At 69.4% G+C, this 20,185-nt stretch carries 18 protein-coding genes; 11 read left to right on the forward strand and 7 right to left on the reverse strand.

What is annotated here, in order from left to right:
- Positions 1-168 precede the first annotated feature (168 nt).
- Complete coding sequence (locus Ate02nite_RS20675) at positions 169-756, forward strand: dihydrofolate reductase family protein (RefSeq protein ID WP_203807957.1); 588 nt, start codon at positions 169-171, stop codon at positions 754-756.
- 2 nt (positions 757-758) lie between these two features.
- Here the strand turns inward: Ate02nite_RS20675 and Ate02nite_RS20680 are convergent, their stop codons facing one another.
- Positions 759-1,790: a LacI family DNA-binding transcriptional regulator gene (locus tag Ate02nite_RS20680; RefSeq protein ID WP_239147552.1), complete on the reverse strand. Its 1,032-nt coding sequence runs from the start codon at positions 1,788-1,790 to the stop codon at positions 759-761.
- Between the two features lie 131 nt (positions 1,791-1,921).
- On the opposite strand from Ate02nite_RS20680, the gene Ate02nite_RS20685 reads away from it, so the two are divergent.
- Genes Ate02nite_RS20685 through Ate02nite_RS20705 form a run of 5 tightly spaced genes read left to right on the forward strand, consistent with a single transcriptional unit; the run spans position 1,922 to position 9,061 of the window.
- Positions 1,922-3,886: a beta-galactosidase gene (locus Ate02nite_RS20685; protein WP_203807959.1), complete on the forward strand. Its 1,965-nt coding sequence runs from the start codon at positions 1,922-1,924 to the stop codon at positions 3,884-3,886.
- Entirely contained in the window at positions 3,883-4,746 is an 864-nt protein-coding gene (locus Ate02nite_RS20690; RefSeq protein WP_203807961.1) for a carbohydrate ABC transporter permease, read from the forward strand. The genes Ate02nite_RS20685 and Ate02nite_RS20690 overlap by 4 nt, the downstream gene beginning before the upstream one ends.
- Positions 4,746-5,585, forward strand: coding sequence for a carbohydrate ABC transporter permease (locus tag Ate02nite_RS20695; RefSeq protein ID WP_239147553.1), 840 nt, complete (start codon positions 4,746-4,748; stop codon positions 5,583-5,585). Before Ate02nite_RS20690 ends, Ate02nite_RS20695 begins: the two co-directional genes overlap by 1 nt.
- A 27-nt stretch (positions 5,586-5,612) precedes the next feature.
- Positions 5,613-6,944: an ABC transporter substrate-binding protein gene (locus tag Ate02nite_RS20700; protein WP_203807963.1), complete on the forward strand. Its 1,332-nt coding sequence runs from the start codon at positions 5,613-5,615 to the stop codon at positions 6,942-6,944.
- Positions 6,945-6,997: 53 nt separating this feature from the next.
- Positions 6,998-9,061 carry an alpha-galactosidase gene (locus Ate02nite_RS20705; protein WP_203807965.1) on the forward strand — a complete coding sequence of 688 codons (2,064 nt, stop codon included), beginning with the start codon at positions 6,998-7,000 and terminating at the stop codon, positions 9,059-9,061.
- Here the strand turns inward: Ate02nite_RS20705 and Ate02nite_RS20710 are convergent.
- The 4 genes from Ate02nite_RS20710 to Ate02nite_RS20725 form a co-directional block, all read right to left on the reverse strand.
- On the reverse strand, positions 8,995-9,534 hold the full coding sequence (locus tag Ate02nite_RS20710) for a cellulose binding domain-containing protein (RefSeq protein ID WP_203807967.1): 540 nt from the start codon (positions 9,532-9,534) through the stop codon (positions 8,995-8,997). The genes Ate02nite_RS20705 and Ate02nite_RS20710 overlap by 67 nt on opposite strands.
- Before the next feature lie 170 nt (positions 9,535-9,704).
- Positions 9,705-10,499, reverse strand: coding sequence for a TrmH family RNA methyltransferase (locus Ate02nite_RS20715; RefSeq protein ID WP_203807969.1), 795 nt, complete (start codon positions 10,497-10,499; stop codon positions 9,705-9,707).
- Between the two features lie 18 nt (positions 10,500-10,517).
- The gene (locus Ate02nite_RS20720) at positions 10,518-10,712 is read right to left on the reverse strand and encodes a hypothetical protein (RefSeq protein WP_203807971.1); all 195 of its coding nucleotides are present in this window, start codon (positions 10,710-10,712) and stop codon (positions 10,518-10,520) included.
- Positions 10,713-10,729: 17 nt separating this feature from the next.
- On the reverse strand, positions 10,730-11,305 hold the full coding sequence (locus Ate02nite_RS20725; RefSeq protein WP_203807973.1) for a hypothetical protein: 576 nt from the start codon (positions 11,303-11,305) through the stop codon (positions 10,730-10,732).
- Between the two features lie 32 nt (positions 11,306-11,337).
- Between Ate02nite_RS20725 and Ate02nite_RS20730 the strand changes: the two genes are divergently transcribed.
- Both Ate02nite_RS20730 and Ate02nite_RS48850 read left to right on the forward strand, forming a co-directional pair.
- Positions 11,338-12,228, forward strand: a complete 891-nt coding sequence (locus tag Ate02nite_RS20730) for an LLM class flavin-dependent oxidoreductase (RefSeq protein ID WP_203807975.1) — start codon at positions 11,338-11,340, stop codon at positions 12,226-12,228.
- A 105-nt stretch (positions 12,229-12,333) separates the two neighbouring features.
- On the forward strand, positions 12,334-14,259 hold the full coding sequence (locus Ate02nite_RS48850; RefSeq protein ID WP_239147554.1) for an FAD-binding oxidoreductase: 1,926 nt from the start codon (positions 12,334-12,336) through the stop codon (positions 14,257-14,259).
- Here Ate02nite_RS48850 and Ate02nite_RS20740 read toward each other — a convergent pair.
- Together Ate02nite_RS20740 and Ate02nite_RS20745 are read right to left on the reverse strand one after the other, a co-directional pair.
- Entirely contained in the window at positions 14,241-14,558 is a 318-nt protein-coding gene (locus Ate02nite_RS20740; protein WP_307873286.1) for a signal peptidase I, read from the reverse strand. The genes Ate02nite_RS48850 and Ate02nite_RS20740 overlap by 19 nt on opposite strands.
- 47 nt (positions 14,559-14,605) lie before the next feature.
- A complete protein-coding gene (locus Ate02nite_RS20745) occupies positions 14,606-15,895 on the reverse strand; it encodes a MurL-like N-terminal domain-containing (RefSeq protein WP_203808068.1) in 1,290 nt (429 codons plus the stop codon).
- Between the two features lie 78 nt (positions 15,896-15,973).
- Between Ate02nite_RS20745 and murD the strand changes: the two genes are divergently transcribed.
- From murD to Ate02nite_RS20760, 3 genes are all read left to right on the forward strand, one after another.
- On the forward strand, positions 15,974-17,320 hold the full coding sequence (gene murD / locus Ate02nite_RS20750; protein ID WP_203807979.1) for a UDP-N-acetylmuramoyl-L-alanine--D-glutamate ligase: 1,347 nt from the start codon (positions 15,974-15,976) through the stop codon (positions 17,318-17,320).
- A gap of 502 nt (positions 17,321-17,822) precedes the next feature.
- Positions 17,823-18,773, forward strand: a complete 951-nt coding sequence (locus tag Ate02nite_RS20755; RefSeq protein WP_203807981.1) for a MurR/RpiR family transcriptional regulator — start codon at positions 17,823-17,825, stop codon at positions 18,771-18,773.
- A gap of 78 nt (positions 18,774-18,851) precedes the next feature.
- Positions 18,852-20,165, forward strand: coding sequence for an extracellular solute-binding protein (locus Ate02nite_RS20760; protein ID WP_203807983.1), 1,314 nt, complete (start codon positions 18,852-18,854; stop codon positions 20,163-20,165).
- The last annotated feature ends 20 nt before the right edge of the window (positions 20,166-20,185 follow it).

The following is a 20,185-nucleotide window of genomic DNA, read 5'->3' on the forward strand; positions in this document are numbered from 1 at the left end:
CCTTCCACCGCACGGTTGTCAGACCAACACTCTAGACGGCCGGCCCAGCGGCGCCCCCGGCGCGACGTGGGGGATTGGCAGCGTGCGGCGCGGAACTGTCACATGCTGGTGGCATGCTCGGGGAGTAGGTCCGCTCAGCGGCCGGCGGGCGGCGGGAAGGAGCAGGTCATGACCAAGGTGATCGCCGAGATCACGGTGTCGCTGGACGGGTTCGTGGCCGGGACGGGTGCCGGGCCCGAACGCGGGCTCGGGGTCGGCGGGGACTCGCTGCACAACTGGGCCCTCAAGCCGGACGCGATCGACCGGGCGGTGCTCGAGGAGTCCGTCGCGGCGACCGGCGTGGTCATCATGGGGCGGCGGCTGTTCGACATCGTCGACGCGCCGACCGGGTGGAACGACAAGATGGGCTACGGCGCCGACCTGGCCGCCGAGCCGCCGGTGCTGGTGGTCACCCACACCCCGCCCGACGAGGTGCGGCTGGCCGACCGGATGACCTTCGTGGTCGACGGCATCGCCAGCGCGGTGGCCAAGGGCATCACCATGGCCGAGGACCGCGACGTCGTGATCATGGGCGGCGGCGAGACGATCCGCCGGGCGATCGAGGCCGACGTGGTCGACGAGCTGCGGTTGCACGTCGCGCCGCTGCTGCTGGGGGCGGGCCGGCCGCTCTTCGCCGGCGCCACCCCGCGCACGCTGCGGCAGATCCACGTGCGCCCCTCCGGCCAGGCCACCCACGTGACCTACCGCCTGAACTGAGGTCAGGCCGAGGCTCGCCAGACGATCGGGGAGGGGAGCAGGAGGCCCTGCTGGGGGATCTGCTCGCCGCGCAGGCGCCGCAGGACCATGTCGGCGGCGTGGGCGCCGATGTCGTCGGCCGGCTGGTGGACGGTGGAGAGGTTCGGGCGGGTGCGGGTGGCCCACGAGCTGTCGTCGAAGCCGACGATGCCCACGTCGTCGGGGACGCTGCGGCCCGCCTCGCGAAGCGCTTCGATGGCGCCGGCCGCCACCGCGTCGGACGCCGCGAAGACGCCGTCGATGGTGGGGTCGCGCTCCAGGAGCGTACGCATCCCTTTGGCGCCGCAGGCGAAGTCGTACAGCGGGACCTCGGCCACCAGGCTCTCGTCGAACAGCGGGCCGAGGGCCTGCCGGAAGCCGGTCAGGCGGTCGGCGCCGGAGTCGCGGTCGACGGCCGCGGCGATCATGCCGACCCGGCGGCGGCCGGTCGACAGCAGGCGGCGGGTGATCTCCTCGGCCGAGGCGAGATTGTCTATTCCGACGTAGGGAATGTCGGGGTGCAGGTCGCGCGGGTGGCCGACGAACGCGGCCGGCAGGTTGAGGCTGCCGACCACCTGGATGATCGGGTCGTGGCTCTTGGCCGAGACGATGATCGCGCCGTCGACGAAGCCACCAGAGAGGTATCGGGTGATCCGGGCCGTGTCGCGTTCGGAGTCGACCACCAGATTGACCATCTGGTAATCGGCGGCGGACAGCGTGGAGTTGGCACCCAGCATGATGCCGCCGATGTTGGGGTCCTCCAGGAACAGTGAGTGCGGCTCCAGCACGATGAAACCCACGGCCTGGGAACGCTGCATCACGAGGTTGCGCGCCGCGGTGTTCGGCACGTAACCGACCTCGCGGATGGCGCGCTCGATGGCGGCCCGGGCCGTCGCCGACACGTAGCCGCCGTTGAGCACACGGCTCACCGTGCCCCGGGAAACCCCGGCGGCGGCGGCGATGTCGTGCACGGTGGCCCTTTTGCCGGTCTTGTTCGGCAGTCCTGGCGAACTCACGTCATGACTTTATCTTTTTGCGTCTTGACGCTGGTCAGCGGCAATCCTACTGTGTGCACGTTCACACATCTGACCTGCGGAATTTTCCGGCCGGAAATGTGTGCACGTGCACAGGTAAAGGAGAGACGCCCGTGATCACCCTGGGCTGCGATTACAACCCGGAGCAGTGGCCGGCCGAGGTCTGGGCCGAGGACGTCGCTTTGATGCGGGCCGCCGGAATCAACCTGGTGGCCATCAATATCTTCGGCTGGTCGGACCTCGAGCCGCGCGCCGGTGAGTACGACTTCAAGCAGCTCGACCGCATCATCGAACTACTGCACCAGAACGGCATCCGGATCAACCTGGGCACCGCCACCGCGTCCCCGCCGCCGTGGCTGGCCAGCCGCCACCCGGAGATCCTGCCGATGGCGGCCGACGGCACCCGGCGTTACCCGGGCGGCCGGCAGGCCTGGTGCCCGAGCTCGCCGGTCTTCCGCGAGCGGGCCTTCGCCCTGGTCGAGCAGGTGGCCCAGCGGTACGGCCAGCACCCGGCCGTGGCCCTCTGGCACGTCTCGAACGAACTCGGCTGTCACAATGCGCTCTGCTACTGCGACGCCAGCGCCGAGCGTTTCCGTGAGTGGCTCACCGACCGCTACCAGACGGTCGAGGCCCTCAACGCCGCGTGGGGCACCTCGTTCTGGAGCCAGCGGTACGGCGCGTGGGACGAGGTGCTGCCGCCGCGGGCCGCGCTGTCGCTGCGCAACCCGGCCCAGATGCTCGACTTCCAGCGCTTCTCCTCGGACGAGTTGCTCGGCTATTACGAGGCCGAGGCCGCCATCATCAAAAAGCAGAGCTCTATACCAGTCACCACGAACTTCATGGTCACCGCGCACATCCGCAACATGGACTACTGGCGCTGGGCGCCGCGGATGGACGTCATCGCCAACGACCACTACCTCGACCACCGCCTCGGGCACCCGGCCACCGAGCTGAGCTTCGCCGCCGACCTGACCCGCGGCCTGGCCGGCGGGAAGCCGTGGATGCTGATGGAGCAGTCCACCGGCGCGGTCAACTGGCAACCGGTCAACCTGACCAAGGCGCCGGGCGAGATGCTCCGCAACACGCTCACCCACGTGGCCCGGGGTGCCGACTCGATCTGCTTCTTCCAGTGGCGGGCCTCGGCCCAGGGCAGCGAGAAGTTCCACTCGGCGATGCTGCCGCACGCGGGCACCGAGACAGAGCAGTGGCGCGAGGTCCTCGACCTGTCGTACTCGTTGCGCCGGCTGGCCGAGGTGGCCGGTTCCACCGTCGAGACCGACACCGCGGTCATCTTCAGCTGGGAATCCTGGTGGGCGGTCGAGCAGGAGGGCCGTCCGTCGTCGGCGGTGAACTACCTGGAGCAGGTGCACTCGGCGTACCGGGGGCTGCGCGAACTGGGCGTGACCGCCGACGTGATCAGCCCGGACGGTGACCTCAGCAAGTACCGCTTCGTGGTCATCCCCTGCCTCTACCTGGTCTCCGATGCGCAAGCCAAGGCGATCAAGGACTTCGTCGACAACGGCGGCCACGTGCTGGTCACCTTCTTCAGCGGAATCGCCGACGGCGACGACCGGATTCGGCTCGGCGGTTACCCCGGTGCGTTCCGCGACCTGCTCGGCGTGAGCGTCGAGGAGTTCGCGCCGCTCTCCCCGGACACCACGGTGACGCTCGACAACGGCGGAGAGGCCGGCCTGTGGGCGGAGCGGCTGCGCACGACCACCGCCGAGGTCTGGGCCAGTTACATCGACGGCCCGCTGCCCGGCGTCCCGGCCATCACCCGCAACGGCAACGCCTGGTACGTGGCGACCGCGCTGGACCGGCCGGCGATGCGCGCGGTGCTGCGCGAGGCCACGCAAAAGGCCGGCGTGCAAAACCAGGGCCCGGAGAACGACGGGTCCATCGAGGTGGTCCGACGAAGGACCACCGACCAGACGTACGCCTTCGTGATCAACCACGGGGCGAGCGAGATCGAGTACGCGGTCGCGGGCAGCGACCTGATCAGCGGCGAGAACGTGCGTGGCCGGCTCCGGGTGCCGCCCGGTGGCGTACGCGTCGTCCGTGAGGAGGTCCAGCCGTGAAGCGCCATGCCAGCGCGATTTTCTTCTTCGTCACGCCGTTCGGCGTACTGTTCGCGCTCTTCTATCTGATTCCGATCTTCTACGCCGTGTGGCAGTCGCTCTACACGGTGAAGCGCACCGGAACGTTCGGCCCGGCCACCGATGTCTTCGGCGGTTTCGTGCAGTACCGCGAGGTCTTCACCAACGGGCCGTTCTGGGAGTCCATCGAGCGGGTGTTCCTGTTCGGCATCGTGCAGGTGCCGGTCATGCTCGGGCTGGCGCTGTTCCTGGCGCTGCTGCTCGACTCCGGCCTGGTGAAGGGCAAGGGCTTCTTCCGGCTCGCGTTCTTCCTGCCGTACGCGGTGCCCGGGGTGGTCGCCGCGATCATGTGGGGCTACCTGTACTCGCCCAACCTGTCGCCGTTCACCGCGGTGACCGCCAGCGCCGATCTGCTCTCCCCGAGCTTCGTGCTCTGGGCCATGGCGAACGTCGTGACCTGGGTCTACATCGGCTACAACATGCTGATCATCTACTCGGCGCTGCTCGCGGTGCCGACCGAGATCTACGAGGCCGCCAAGATCGACGGCGCCGGGGTCTTCCGGACCGCGTGGTCCATCAAGATCCCGATGGTGCTGCCGGCGATCGTGCTGACCACGGTGTTCTCCATCATCGGCACGCTCCAGTTGCTCGCCGAGCCGCAGGTCTTCCGCAGCTTCAGCTCCGCGGTGTCCAGCACGTACACGCCGAACCTGACCGTGCTGTCCACCTCGGCCGTGCCCAACTTCCACCTGGCCGCCGCGTTCTCGGTGGTCCTGGCGCTGGCCACGTTCATCCTCTCGTTCGCGTTCCTCAAGTTCACCCAGCGCAAGGGAGTGCAGTGATGGCTGCCTTCAAGCTGCCGAAGTACGGCGCCATGCTCGTGATGGCCGTCTTCACGCTCTACTTCCTGACCCCGCTGTGGTGGCTGTTCGTCGCCTCCGGCAAGAAGGACGGGCAGGTCACCGAGGGAAGCCCGCTGTTGCCGGACCACTTCTCGCTCGGCGAGAACCTGTCCCAGCTGTTCCGCTACAACGACGGGATCTTCCTGCGCTGGATGGCGAACTCGATCGCCTACACCGTCGGGGCGGCGCTGCTCGGCACCCTGCTGGCCGGCATGTGCGGCTACGCCCTGGCCAAGTACGTGTTCCGCGGCCGGGAACTGATCTTCAACATCGTGCTCGGCGGCGTGCTGGTGCCGGCGACCGCGCTGGCCCTGCCGCTGTTCCTGATGTTCAGCAAGGTCGAGCTGGCCAACACCTTCTGGGCGGTCTTCCTGCCCAGCCTGGTGAACCCGTTCGGCGTGTACCTCGGCCGGATCTACGCCGCGGCCAGCGTTCCCGACGAATTGCTGGAAGCGGCCCGGATCGACGGCTCCGGCGAGGTTCGGACCTTCTTCACCCTGTCCACGCGTCTCATGGCGCCCGCCTTCGTGACGATCTTCCTGTTCCATTTCGTCGCGGTGTGGAACAACTTCATGCTCCCGCTGATCATGCTCGGCAATGAGCGGTTGTTCCCGGTGACTCTCGGTCTCTATTCCTGGAACACCCAGGTCAACCAGCATCCGGAGCTGCGCGCCCTGGTTCTTGTCGGAGCGTTTGTGTCAATCGTTCCGATGGTTATCGCATTTCTCTCACTACAGCGCTTCTGGCGCAGCGGCCTTGGTGCCGGATCCATCAAGTAAAAAAGTAATGAAATCCCGGGAGGGAAAATGCGCTTTCGCGCTCGCTCCATCGCGATTCTGCTTCTGTCCACTCTTTCGATAACCGCCTGTTCCTCCGGCGGGGACGACGATGCCGCTACCACCACCGGTACGGCCTCCTGCGCTCCCTCCAGCGGCCCGGTCACGCTGACCTACACGACCTGGATCCCGAACATCGAGAAGGTCGTCGACGTCTGGAACAAGGCGAACCCCGACATCCAGGTCAAGGTGCAGACCGGCCCGAACGGCAACGGCGGCACCTACGCCAACTTCTTCAACCAGCTCAAGGCCGGCAACGCGCCCGACCTCGGCCACATCGAGTACGACGCGCTGCCCAGCTTCCGGGTGCAGGACGGCCTGACCGACCTCGGCAGCTGCGACATCGTCGCCCAGTCGCAGAGCAAGTTCATCGACTGGACCTGGAACCAGGTCAGCTTCGGCGAGCAGGGCCACGTGTACGGCATCCCGCAGGACGCCGGCCCGATGGCGCTGTTCTACCGCAAGGACCTGTTCGAGAAGAACAACATCCCGGTCCCGACGACCTGGGACGAGTACGCGGCGGCGGCCGAGAAGGTGAAGGCCGCGGGCGGTTACATCACCAACTTCTCGCAGAGCGACATCAACCAGTTCGCCGGCCTGGCCTGGCAGGCGGGCGCCCACTGGTTCGGCAACGACGGCACCAACTGGACCGTCAGCATGACCGACGACGCCACCAAGAAGGTCGCCGACTACTGGCAGGGCCTGATCGACAAGAAGCTGGTCTCCTCGGTCCCGCCGTGGACCCCGGAGTGGGACAACGCCTACAACTCCAGCAGCGCGTGGACCTGGGTCTCCGCGGTGTGGGGCGCCAACTCGATCGCCAGCGGCGCGCCGAAGACCTCCGGCAAGTGGGCGGTTGCCCCGATGCCGCAGTGGACCGCGGGCGACAAGGTCGCCGGTAACTGGGGTGGCTCGTCCACCGCCGTCTTCAAGACCTCGAAGCACCCGTACGAGGCCGCGAAGTTCGCGCTCTGGCTGAACACCTCCACCGAGGCGCTTACGCTGCTGAACAAGGAGGCCAACCTGTACCCGGCCACCAAGGAAGGCGCTTCGCTGCCGGCCCTGAAGGAGGGCGTTGACTTCTACGGCGGCCAGAAGATCTACGACGTCTTCGCGGAGGCCTCCACCGAGGTGAAGGCCGACTTCACCTGGGGACCGACGATGACCCAGACGTACGCCGACGCCTCGGACGGCTTCAAGAAGGCGGTCACCGGCCAGGGCACGCTCACCCAGGCCCTGACCGACGCCCAGTCGAAGACCATCTCGACGCTGAAGTCGCAGTCCATCCCGGTCAAGGAATAGATCTAGGGGGCCGGCCCGGAACCGGGCCGGCCCATTCTTACTGGAGTTCCGTTTTGTCGCTCATCGAGTCGTCCCCGGACGGCGTCACCATCGCCCTGCACACCGCGAACACCACCTATGCGGTGCGACTGGACGAGAGAACCGTCCGCCCGATCCACTGGGGGCCGCGGATCAGTGCCGCCGAGGCCGCCGAGATCCCGGCCTGGGACTCGCCCTACCAGGACACCTTCGAGGGGTGGCTGGACGGGGCCGAGGACTTCCCGGTGGGCGGCGGCGCCATGTTCGGGCCGGCCGCGTTGTCGTTCGACGGCGGCGACCTGCACGTGGCCGGGCACGAGATCCGCGGGGACGAGCTGATCGTCCGGCTCCGCGGTGCCCTGGAGGCCGACCTGCACTACCGGGTGCGACCGGATACCGACGTCATCGAGCGCTGGTCGGTGGTTCGAGCCGGCCACGAGGTCGTGCTCACCGATCACGCGGCCGCGGTCTGGTGCGTTCCGGTCCGCGACGACTACCGCCTCACCCACGTCACCGGCGGCTGGGTCCGCGAGGGCAGGTTGCACCGGGTCGAGGTGCCGGAGGCCGAGACCACCCTGATCAGCCGGCGCGGCGTCACCAGCCACGCCACCAACCCGTGGGTGATGCTCGACGACGGCACCGCCACCGAGGAGTCCGGCGAGGTCTGGACGGCGGCGCTCGCCTTCAGCGGCTCGTGGCGCATCACGGTGTCCCGTACCTCGGCCGGTCGTTGTTCGGTCCTCGGCGCCGCCGGCCACGACCGCACCGTCACCCGCCTGCTCCCCGGGGAGCAGGCCGTCTCGCCGATCTTCGCCGCGCTCTACACCGGCGACGGTTTCGGCGCGGCCAGCCGCGCCTGGCACGACTACCAGGCCAAATACGTCCTGCGGCACGCCGGCGAGCTGCGGCCGGTGCTCTACAACTCGTGGGAGGCCACCTCCTTCGACGTCTCCGACGAGGGGCAGCGGGCCCTCGCCGAACGCGCCGCCAAGCTGGGCGTCGAACTGTTCGTGGTCGACGACGGCTGGTTCGGCGCGCGCACCAGCGACCGGGCCGGGCTCGGCGACTGGTTCCCCAACCCGCACCGCTTTCCGGACGGCCTGCGGCCGCTCGCTGATCACATCCGGTCGCTCGGCATGGACTTCGGACTGTGGGTCGAGCCCGAGATGGTCAACCCGGACAGCGATCTGTACCGCGCGCACCCCGACTGGACCCTGCACCAACCCGGGGTGCGCGCCACCGAGCTGCGCAACCAGCTGGTCCTCGACTTCACCCGGCCCGACGTCCGGGACTGGGCGTTCGCCACGCTGGACCGGATCATCCGGGAGACCGGCCTGTCCTTCCTCAAGTGGGACTTCAACCGGTCCTTCACCCAGGCCCGGCCGCAGTCGGCGATCGGGCACGCGCAAGGCGTCTATGCCGTCATAGATCAACTTCGGACAACCCATCCCGGTGTACGGGTGGAAGCCTGCGCCGGCGGCGGGGGTCGCGTCGACCTCGGAATTCTGGCCCGTACCGATCAGGTGTGGACCAGCGACAACACCGACGCGGTGGACCGGCTCGGCATCCAGCACGGATACACCCAGGTGTACGCGCCGGGGACGATGGTCGCCTGGGTCACCGACAGTCCCAACTCGATCACCGGCCGGCGGGTGCCGCTGCCGTTCCGGTTCCACGTCGCGATGGCCGGGGTGCTCGGGCTCGGCGGCGACCTGACCACCTGGACGCCGGACGAACTGGACCTGGCCGCCGAGATGGTCGCCCGCTATCGGGAGATCCGGCCGATCGTGCAGCACGGAACGCTGTACCGGTTGCTGCCGCCGGAAGGTTCACTGTCCGCGTCCCAATACATTTTGGACGGCCGGATCGTTGTCTTCGTGTGGCGTGTTTCCGGCGCCGCGAGGACGGTCCGTGTGCGGCTGCGAGGATTGGATCCGGCAGTGACCTACCAGGGAGTTTCCGGGGCCGCGCTGATGGCGGCCGGCCTGACCGTGGAGCTGCCGCCGGGCGAGGGCCCGGTGAGCGCGCTCGTTCAGCTGCAGGCCGACCCGTTGACCGCGCAGTTCTCCGGTCCGGCGGAGCCGGAGAGCTTGAAGTGAAACCGCAGCGAACCGGTGGATCCGGCGGCCAGCGGGACCGAGGACGTCCAGGTGTAGGACGTGCCGCGCTGGACCAGGGTGGGCTGGGGGAGCGACTCGAGCCAGGACGTGACGAGGGCGCCCGGGTAGTTGAGGGTGACCGTCCAGGACCGTCCGGTGCCGGTGTGGTTCCGCAGCAGCACCTCGCCGATGAACGCGTCGGGGTAGGAGTTGAGGATCCGGTAGGTGCCGCTGACGGTGACGGCGGCGGGGGCGGTGGTCGGTTGCGGGTCGCTCGTGGGGTCACGGGGCGGCACCGTTTTGGTGGTCTTCTCGAGGGTGGGGCTACCGCTGTCGGTGGGGGTGCTCGGCAGGAGGCTGACCGGGATCTGCGGCCCGGAGGTGACCCCCGGGAGGGTGAAGGCGGGCTCGGGCGAGAGCAGAGTGCTCGGCTCGGAACGCCCCGGAACGCTGCGCAGGATGAGGATCGCCATGATTCCGATGACTGACAGAGCGACTATCCACGGCAAAAACCCTTTATAGCCCGATTTTTCGGCCAACTTATTCACATCCCGGTCATAGCCCGCATCACCGGACGTAAGGCTAGCTATTACCGGGGTCGCTGGAAAGCCCCGAATTTCGACCGTGAAAGCAATTCCGGAAATCAGCGGCTGAGTTCCCAGAATGCGATCGCGGCGGCCGTCGCGACGTTCAGCGAGTCGACCCCGTTCTGCATCGGAATGGCCACCCGCACGTCGCTCGCGGCCAGCGCCGACCGGCTCAGCCCCGGTCCCTCGGCGCCGAGCATCAATGCCGGCCGGGCCCGGTCGGCCGCGCTCAGATTCTGCAGTTCCACCGAATCCGCCCCGGGCGTGAGCGCGAGCAGCCGGAACCCCGCGTCGCGGACCACCTTGAGGGCTTCCGGCCAGGTCTCCGCCTTGGCGTACGGAATGGCGAAGACCTCGCCCATGCTCACCCGCACGGCCCGCCGGTACAGCGGGTCGGCGCAGTTCGGTGACAGCACGATCGCATCGATGCCGAGGGCGGCCGCGCTGCGGAACAACGCCCCCAGATTGGTGTGCGTGTTCAGCCCTTCGAGCACGACCAGCCGCCGGGCCGGGGCCACCAGTTCTTCCAGCGACGGGAGTTCCCGGCGGTGAAACGAGCCCAGCACGCCACGGTGCACGTGAAAGCCGGTGATCGCTTCGAGAACCGCCGGGGTGCCCGAGTAGACGACCGCGTCGTCCGGTAGATCGGCGAACTGATCGATCCGCTTCTCGTCGACCAGAATCGACCGCAGCCGATAGCCGGCCCGTAGGGCGCGCCGGATGACCAGCTCGCCCTCGGCGATGAACAGCCCGTTCGGCGGTTCCCACCGGGTGCGCAATTCCAGGTCGGTCAGTGCGCGGTAATCGCCGATCCGCGGATCGTCCGCGCCCTCAACCCGAATTACGACCACGGGCCCCTTCGCTTTCTCTCAGCCGCCGCTGCGCCGGTTCCCGAAGGACTTACGTGCCGGCACCGTTCCGCGTCCGTGCGGTTGCCCGCCGGTCTGGGTGACGCCACTGTCGGAATGCCCGTGCTTCTTGCCCTTGGCGGCCCGCCGAGCGGCCCGATTCATGAACTCCTCGGGTTGCTCGGCTTCTGGTTCCACCTGCTCGGAGTCAGCCATGAGGTAAGTATGGCCGATCAGGCGCGCATCGAGGCGAGCAGGCCCAGTTCGGGCTGCAGGGCGCCGTCCTGGCCCAGAGCGAGGAAGTCCGCCTCCACCTCGGCCAGGTCGAGCGTGCCGTCCCGGACCGCCTCGTAGCGGACGTAGCTCCACAGGAACACGTCCAGGTTGTCGAAGCGAGTGCCCTCCTCGAGGACCTCCTCCTCGTGGAACCAGATGGCCACCTGGCCGTTGGTCAGCACCACCCAGAGGTTGCCACCGCCGTCGGCGCCGATCGAGTAGACGTCGTCGTCGCTCAGCCGGGTCTCGTAATCGGAGTCGAGGATCCCGCAGTCGTTGGCGGCGAAGTCGAAACCGTACGACCACTCGGCGACGTCCAGGAACTCGGGCAACGTGCCGGAGCGGACCAGGCGATCGAAGGCCGCCAGGGCGGCCGCGGCCGGTGCGGGCAGGCGCGCGAGGAACGGTTCGATCGGGCGTACGTCGCTCAGGTCCAGGTCGTCGAGGGCGGGACGGTCGGTGAGGAAGCGGGTCAGGTCGGCGTCAAAATCGCGCTCGACGTAGCCGGTGAGATCTTCGACGGTGAGGGTCACGCGCGGATCCTAGTGGCCGCTAGGGTTGCGTCATGATCGGGTTACGTGTCGGTTTCATGTTCGAGCGCGACCGTGCTCCGGAGGAGCTGCCGGCCTGCGCGGCCGCGCTCGAGGAGCTGGGCGCCGACGACCTCTGGGTGGTCGAGGACCTCGGCTGGGCCGGGTCGATCAGTGCCGCCGCCCTTGCGCTGGCCGCCACCCGCCGGCTGCGGGTGGGCATCGGCATCGCGCCGGTGGCGCTGCGCAACCCGGCCCTGCTGGCGATGGAGGTCGCCAACCTGGCCCGGGTCCACCCGGGACGGTTGGTGGCCGGGGTGGGGCACGGCGTTCCGGAGTGGATGCGCAAGGTCGGCGCCGAGACCCCGCGCAAGCTCGCCCTTCTGGAGGAGACGATCGTGGCCGTCCGCGGCCTGGTCGCCGGGGAGACCGTCACCCTGCACGGGCGCGAGGTCACCGTGGACGGGCTGACCCTGGTGCACCCGGCCCGCGAGGTGCCGCCGATCGTGACCGGCGTGGTGAAGCCGCGGTCGCTCGAACTGTCCGGCCGGGTCGCCGACGGGACCATCCTGGCCGAGGGGGCCGGACCGGCCGAGCTCATCGCGGCCCGCAAGCACATCGACGCCGGCCGGGCGGCCGGTGACCGGCCGGAGCACGAGCTGATCGTCTTCGCCTACCTGCACGTGTCGGACGACCCGGAGCGGGCCGCCGAGGCCACCCGGGAGATGGTCACCGGGCAGGCGGCCTGGCTCGGGGTCCCGCCCGAGGAGCTGTTCACCCTGATCGGGCCGGCCGCCGACATCCCGGCGCGGGTGGCCGCCCTGCACGAGGCCGGCGCGTCCACGGTGATCCTGCGCCCGCTGGGCGACGATCCGGAGGGACAGGCCCGGATCGCGCTGGAGGCGCTCGGCCGCGTCCGGCAATGATCCAGAAAGTTCCGATCCGAGCTGGGATCCTGGGGTGAGGCAGAAGGTCCGGAGCGGCAGTACGGTTGTACTGTTCGGGTGATCCGTCGAACGGGGGGTGTGACTGTGTCGTCCGGATCGGGTTCTGGTTCGGGAGCGGATCAGCACCTTCTGGCCCTGCTGCGGGCCATTCGGCTGCGGCAGGCCGCGCCGGAGGCGGTGGAGGCGGGTGCCGCCGACACGGCCGCGGCGCTGACCGATATCGCCCGGCGTAAGGCGGCGAGCGAACCGCCGGCCTCGGCCCCGCAGCGACCGGGCTGGGCCGAGAGCCCGCACGACAGCGAGCCGACCGGCCCAAGTGAGACCGTGGGCGGGCCGGCCGTGGCCGATGAGCCGGTGCCCGGCGACGGCGACCTGCTGGCCTCGGCGGCGGACTTCTTCGGCCGGAGCGCCGCCGGATCTCCGCCCCGCCCTCCCGAAAGAACCGACTTGTCCGGAAAGACACCGAAACCTCCGGTCGGCAGCTCGTTCGCCGAGCGTGGGCCGCTGCTCCGCCCGCCGGGCCTGCCGTCCATCGACCCGTTGCGGAAGACCCCCGAAGCGGAACCCGAACCGGCCGCGGGCCGCCCCGAGGACCGCCCCGAGGACGGCTACGGGATCGACGGCGAGGACCGGGTCGGCGAGCCGAGCCGCAACCGATTCGCCGGACTCGGACCGGCCCAGGTGTCGCACGGGCCGGCGAAGGCATCAGGCGAGGCCGTCGTGCCGGCCGCCGACGAGCCCGAGAGCGCCGTGCCGGGCCGCCCCCGCTGGGCCTCCGGCGACGAGCCGGAACACTCTGCCCGCCCCCGGGTCCCGCACTTCGAGGGCGTCGTGTCGCCGACCGTGACGGCCCCGGCCCGTACGTCCTCGGTGGACGGCATGGACCCGGCCGACGACGCCCTGCTCCGCCAGACCCAGCGGCTGCTGGCCACCAGCCTCACCTTCGCCGGTGGCGCCGGCGAGGTGGCGATCCGGCTGCGCGAGGCGCTCTGGCAGGCACACCCGTCGCTGCTCGCGATCCTGCCGGGAGACGCCGACGCGCAGGCCGACCGCCTCGCCGCCGGCCTGGTCTGGCTCGTGCACCACCTCGACCAGCCGCCGCTGCTGGTGGCCGGCTGCGCCGCTCTCGGTCAGGTCCTCGCCGAGGCCGGGGTCGAGCAGGACCGCCTGCAATTGGTCGGGGCCGCCCTGGCCGAGGCGATGCGGGCCGGGATGGCGCCGGGGGACTGGCGTCAGGAGTTCGACCTGGCCTGGCGGTCCACCTGGCAGCACCTGTACGAGTGGATCCGGCAGGGCGGGGCCACCGCCGCCTACCACCGCACCACCTGGACCGCCGTGGTGGTGTCGCACGAGCTGCGCCGCCCCGACCTGGCCGTCATCCTGCTGCGGCCGCATCTGCCGCTGCCGTTCCGGCCGGGCCAGTACGCCCGGGTCGAGGTGGCCGAGCTGCCGGGGATCTGGCGACCGTACTCGCTGACCGGCGCCCCGCGCCGCAACGACCTGATCGAGCTGCACGTGCGGGCCAAAACGCAGAATGGCGTCAGCGGCACCCTGGTCTACCGCACCAGGGAGGGGGACCGGCTGCAGCTGAGCCGGCCCGAGGGCCAGATGGCGCTGCCGGTCGCCCCCGACCGCAACCTGCTGATGATCGCGGGCGACACCGGGGTGGCGCCGCTCAAGGCGCTGCTGACCGAGCTCGCGGACACCGGCGACCCGCGCTCGGCGGTCCTGTTCTGGGGCGTCCGCAACCTCGACGAGCTGTACGACATCGACGACATCGCCGAGATCGCCCGCACCGCGAAACGGGCCACGGTGGTGCCGGTGGTCTCCGAGGGCGACCCCGGGCCGTACGCGTCGGGCCTGGTCACCGACGCGGTCGCGGCCTACGGCGAGTGGTCGCAGCACGAGGTCTACCTGGCCGGCCCGCCGCTGATGCTGACCAGCACGACCGTCGCGCTACAGCTGCTGGGCGTCGCGCCCGACCACATCCATCACGACGCGCCCGAGTAGGGCACCGCGTAACCGGGCACCGACGGCCAGCGGCAGGTCAGCACCACCGAGTCCTGCTCGGCCAGCCAGGAGTGGTCGTCACCGGCGCCCCACAGCACGTAGTCGCCGGGCTCGGACAGCACCACCGTGCGCTCCCGGAAGATCATCTGGAACCGGCCGCTGATCAGCACCAGGACGGCCGTGCGGTGCTCGCCGCGGACCCACTCGGCCCGCCGGTCGCCGGCCTCGTGCCGGCCCCACTTGATCTCGACGTCGGTGCTGTGCCGGGCGTCCCCGGGCGGCAGGAAGTGCCCGACCAACCAACCCCGCTCCTTCGGAGCGTCAAGGTCCGCTTTGCCGAAATAGATCACGCGAGGGCCGCGTCCAGGATCTTGGCGTACGCCTCCGGGACGTACGTTTCGCCGCCCGGGGTGAGCACCGCCTCGCGGGACGCCTCCGCCCAGGCCTGCGCCGGCACCGCGGCCCGCAGCGCGACAAGCACCGGGGCGTCGTCGTCCAGCATCGCCAGCGCGACCAGCGACTCCTCGACCTCGCCGACGCACTCGAACGGCTTGTGCGCGTCGATGCCGAGCAGCTCCAGGAAGCCGGGCACCTGGGCCGGGTCGGCGAACAGGTCGTGGCCGAAGATGTGGGTGAGCCGGTCTCGTTCCATTGCCGGGGCCATCGCCAGGAAGACGAACCGGCACTTCGGGCAGTCGCCGCACCAGCGAACGGTCGGATCGTGCAGCTTGAACGCCTTGTTGCAGCTGGTCACCACGTCGTCGTAGGCGGTGTGCCGGGCGAACAGCTGGGCGATGTGCAGCTCGGACAGCGACCGCAGCAGGGAGAAGTAGGGCTCGGTCAGCCCGGCGTGGGCGGTCACCGCGGCCCGCAGCAGGCCCTCGGCGGCCACTCCCTTGGACCACTGGTGGTTGATCTCGTGACCGTTCCAGACCAGGTTGGGGTCGGACGCCGAGCGCTCGTTCGACATCACCACCGGGCCGAGGCCGTGCCAGACCGCGGTGGCGATCGCGATCAGCGAGTTGATCGCGGTGACCGGGATGTGGCCGTTGAGCGCGCCCGCCTTGTTGAGCTCGAACAGGCGCGGGTCGAGCTGCCGGCGGGCGGCCAGCGCGGCCAGGCCGGAGGCGGCGTTGACCGCCTTGATCACCGGGTTGGGGTTGACCGAGAACGGGACCGGGTCGAGCCCGGCCGCGCGCAGGATCTCCAGCGTGACGATCGAGTCCTTGCCGCCGCCGACCGCGGAGAGCGGCCGGCCCTGCGAGTTGTCCACCGGCTCGGCCGTGGACGCCACCTCGGGCACCTCGACTGTCAGATCGAGGACATGGGCAAGTTGGTTGCGATACGCGTACTCGGCCAGGCCGTGGGTGTAGATCGCGGTGAAGAAGTCGCCCACCGCGGCCGGGACCGGCTTGGGCGCGACCACCCGCGGCGGCGCGCCGACCTTGTAGTAACTGACCCCGGCGACCACGTGGAGCAGGTCCAGGACCCGGTAGAACGCGTCCGGGGCGGTGCGGCCGGAGGGCACCGGGAAGGTGATCGTCTCGGTGAACTCCAGCGGTTCCGGGCCGTCGAGCACGTAGTCGAACGTCGCGACCCCGGTCTCCGGGTCGAACGCGTACGAGGGGAAGCGCATGACGTCGAACCGCACCCGGAAACTCCTGTCTTTGAGCCGACCGGCAATACTAGTTCGATTCGACTAGGAGGGCTCGACGTGCGTCTGGCAGACCTGAACGGCCGGTCAGTGGCGATCTGGGGGACCGGCCGCGAGGGCCGGGCCGCGGTCACCGCGATCGCCAAGCAGAAGCCGTCCCGGCTGATCGCGGTCGACGACAGCGCGAACTTCCTCTCCGTGCCCTGGGACGAGTTCGCCGAGACCGCCCCGCTGGCCGGTGGTGACCACGCCTTTCCCGCCCTGGTGACGGCCGACGTGGTGGTCCGCTCGCCGGGCGTGCCGCAGACGCACCCCTGGATGAAGGAGCTGCGCGAGCGGGGCGTCACGGTCACCGGGGGTAGTGCTCTCTGGATGGCCGATAACGCAGCGCGAACCATCGGCGTTACCGGGAGCAAGGGCAAGAGCACCACCTCGAGCCTGATCAGCCACCTGCTGGCCGCGGTCGGCCGGCCCAACAGCTTCGGCGGCAACATCGGCGTGCCGCTGCTCGACCTGCCGCCGGCCGCGCAGTACGTGCTGGAGCTGTCCAGCTACCAGTGTGCCGACCTCACCGACTCGCCCCGGGTCGCCGTGGTGACCTCGCTGTTCCCCGAGCATTTGGACGCGCACGGGGGCGAGGAGGAGTACTACCGGGACAAGCTCAACCTGCTCCGGCACGGTCCCGAGATGATCGTGGTGAACGGCTCCGACCTGCGGCTGCGCGACAAGATCCGGGGCATCAGCGACCTGCACGGCTTCCCGCCGATCCCGGCCGGCGCCGACGACTCCCGGTTCCGGATCCACGACGAGTGGGTCTACTGCTCCGACGAGCCGCTGTTCCACCGGGAGGCGCTGCACCTCAAGGGCGCGCACAACGGCCGCAACCTGTGCGTGGCGCTGGCCGTGCTGGACGGCCTCGGGGTCGACGTGCCGGGCTCGAAGGACGAGCTGGAGGCGGCGGTCGAGGCGTTCGAGGGGCTGCCGCACCGGCTCGCCGAGATTGAGGACCCGTCCGGGCTGACCTTCGTCGACGACACGCTGTCGACAAGCCCCTACTCGGCGATCCACGCGATCGAGGCGTACGCGTCGCGACCGCTCACCGTGCTGGTCGGCGGCACCGACCGCGGCCTCGACTACGCACCGCTACGCGAGTTCCTCGCCGACCGCGAACTCACCGTGATCGGCATTCCCGACTCGGGGCCGCGCATCCTGGAGGCGCTCGCCGGGCTGGCCGGGGTGCGGACCGAAAATGCCGAGGATCTGCCCTCGGCGGTGCGGCTGGCTCGCAAGCTGACCCCGTCCGGGGGAGTCGTCCTGCTGTCGCCGGCGGCGCCGAGCTACGGCCGGTACCGGAACTTCGAGCACCGCTCCGAGGCCTTCGCTACCGCCATCCGCGAATCCGCCTGAAGCACCCCGTCGTCGAGCCGCCGGTAATCATTACCGGCGGTGACGATGTTTGCTGCCCTGAGCCCGGCCATCGGGCCCGGCCGGAGGCCGGGTGACCAGCGCAACCACCGCCTGGCCGGTCCCCTCGGCGGGACTTCCTATCTGCGTTTGGGAGCGTTCCCGACGCGTACGGTAAATTTTTTGATCATGTTTCCGGGGTTGCCTGGATGTTTCGAATCGTTCGTGAAGTCATCCGAACGGCCCAGGTGCTCTCATGCTTTTGTCGTCATGGCCTCATCTGAAACGGCTATGACAAAAGCGGGCAATTCCTTTCAGGTGACGCCGGTCACTCCGTAAAGAACATTTCCGGATCGATGACCGTCAAGCGGTTGCCGCGTAACACGCGTTCATCGTCGCTGGTCAGGTAACGGTTTGAAAACTTCGCCCACAGCCTTGACACAGGTGGGTGATTAGTAAGAACTTTTACCGCGACAGTAAACAGTCCTTCCTGAAAGGGTGGCCGATGAGCGAGCCAGAGATGGACGGCGCCGCGCGGACGGCGATCGTCGACTCGCTTGTCGTCGATTCGCGGCCGTCCGACGGTGTGCTCCTGCGGATTCGGTCGTTGCTGCCGGAATTCACCGGCGCACTACGGCGGGTAGCCGAGCAGGTCCTCACCGACCCGGCGGCGGCCTCCCGGGCCACCATCGTCGAACTCGCCGAGCGCAGCGGCACCTCGCCGGCCACCGTCACCCGGTTCTGCCGCGCGCTCGGCTTCGACGGTTACGCCGACCTGCGGCTCGGCATCGCGGCCGAGACCGGCCGGGCCCGGTCGGCCGGCTGGACGGTCGACATCGGCCGGGAGATCCAGCCCGGCGATCCACTCGCCCGGGTCCTCGGGCAGATCATGGCGGCCGACACCCGCGCCATGCATGACACCGCCGCGCTGCTCGACCTGGCCGAGGTGGAGCGGGCCGCGGTGGCGATCGCGGCGGCCCCGCGGGTCAACATCTTCGGCGCCAGCGGAAGCGCGCTGGTCGGCGAGGAGATGCAGTTCAGCCTGCACCGCATCGGCGTGCCGGTGTGGGCCTGGACCGACGTGCACAACGGCCTGGCCAGCGCGGCGCTCTCCCGGGCCGGCCACGTCGCGCTCGGCATCTCGCACTCGGGGGAGACCGGCGAGACGATCGAGCTGCTCGCCGAGGCGAGCAGCCGGGGGGCGACCACCATCGCCCTGACCAGCTTTCCTCGCTCGCCGCTGGCCGAGCTGGCCGACATCGTGCTGCTCACCGCCACCCAGGCGACGACCTTCCGGCCGGACGCGCTCAGCGCCCGGCACCCGCAGCTGGTCGTTCTCGACCTGCTCTATGTCGCGGTCGCACAGCGGACCCACGAACGTTCGCACGCGGCCTTTCAGAAAACCGCACAAGCCGTCCACGGCCACAAGGCCGCAAAAGACGGCACCCCCGTTTAAACCACCACCGGCCCCACCACCACCTTAATCGGAATAACCCCAAATCCCCTCATATGTGAATTCCTTCAGGAGGAAGCGATGAAGCGCCAACTCGTCGCAGTGGCCGCCCTCGCGGCGACGCTGCTCGGGGCCGCGGCCTGCGGCTCCAACGACGACGACTCCCCCACGACGTCCGCTTCCGGCCCGGTCGACGGCAAGGGCAAGACCCTCAAGGTCTGGCTGATGGTCGACGCGCAGAGCGCCTGGAAGGGTGTCGTCGACGACGCCTCCAAGCGGTTCACCGACGCGACCGGCGCCCAGGTCAACGTGGAATACCAGCAGTGGGCCAACCACCTCACCAAGCTGGACGCGACGCTGGCCGGCTCGGACGTGCCGGACGTCGTCGAGCTCGGCAACACCGAGTTCCCGAAGTACGTGTTCAGCTCGGCCTTCGCGGCCATCAACCCGGGTGACTACGAGAACTCGGACACCTGGCTGCAGGGCCTCAAGGGCGCCTGCGACTTCGAGGGCAAGACCTACTGCGTGCCCTACTACGCCGGTGCTCGCGTGCTGATCTACCGCACCGACCTGTTCAAGTCGGCCGGCATCGCCGCCGCACCGAAGACGTACGACGAGTTCCTGGCCGACGCGGACAAGCTGCAGACCGCCAAGAAGTCGGACTCGAAGTTCGGCGCCGTCTACATGCCGGGGCAGTACTGGTACTCGGCGATGTCCTGGGTCAAGTCGACCGGCGGCGACATCGCGAAGCAGGACGGCGACAAGTGGGTCGGCCAGCTGTCCCAGCCGGCTTCGGTCCAGGGCCTGCAGCGCTGGGTCGACATGGTCAAGAAGTACTCGAAGGCGGACCCGACCAAGAACGAGAACGACCAGGCCGGCATCTTCGCGCAGGGCCAGTCCGGCATGTTCTACGGCAACGCCTGGGAGCTGGGCGCGGCTGAGCAGATCAAGAAGGACCCGAACGACCCGAACTCCGCGCTTGTCGACACCAAGGTCAAGGGCAAGCTGGCCGCCGCGCCGATGCCCGAGGTCCCGTCCTTCCTGGGCGGCTCGAACCTGGGCGTCACCGAGAAGAGCCAGAACAAGGAACTGGCCGCTCAGTGGATCAAGGCGTTCACCGACAGCACCTCGATGGCCGGCCTGATCAAGGCCAGCGCGCTGCCGAACGCGACCGCGCTGCTGGACAAGGCCGCCACCGACAACCCGGCCATCGCGCCGGCCGCGCTCGCCGCCAAGAGCAGCTGGTTCCCGCCGAACGCCGAGAAGTGGGCGGACGTCGAGAAGGGCAACGTCCTGCAGACGATGCTGACCGACATCCTCACCGGCAAGAAGTCCGTGGCCGACGGCGCCAAGTGGGCCGACGACCAGATCAACACCACGTTGAACGAGAGCTGATCCCGTCGCCGCCCGCCCCC

Origin of the sequence: Paractinoplanes tereljensis (assembly GCF_016862435.1) — a bacterium.
Classification (GTDB): Bacteria; Actinomycetota; Actinomycetes; order Mycobacteriales; family Micromonosporaceae; genus Actinoplanes; species Actinoplanes tereljensis.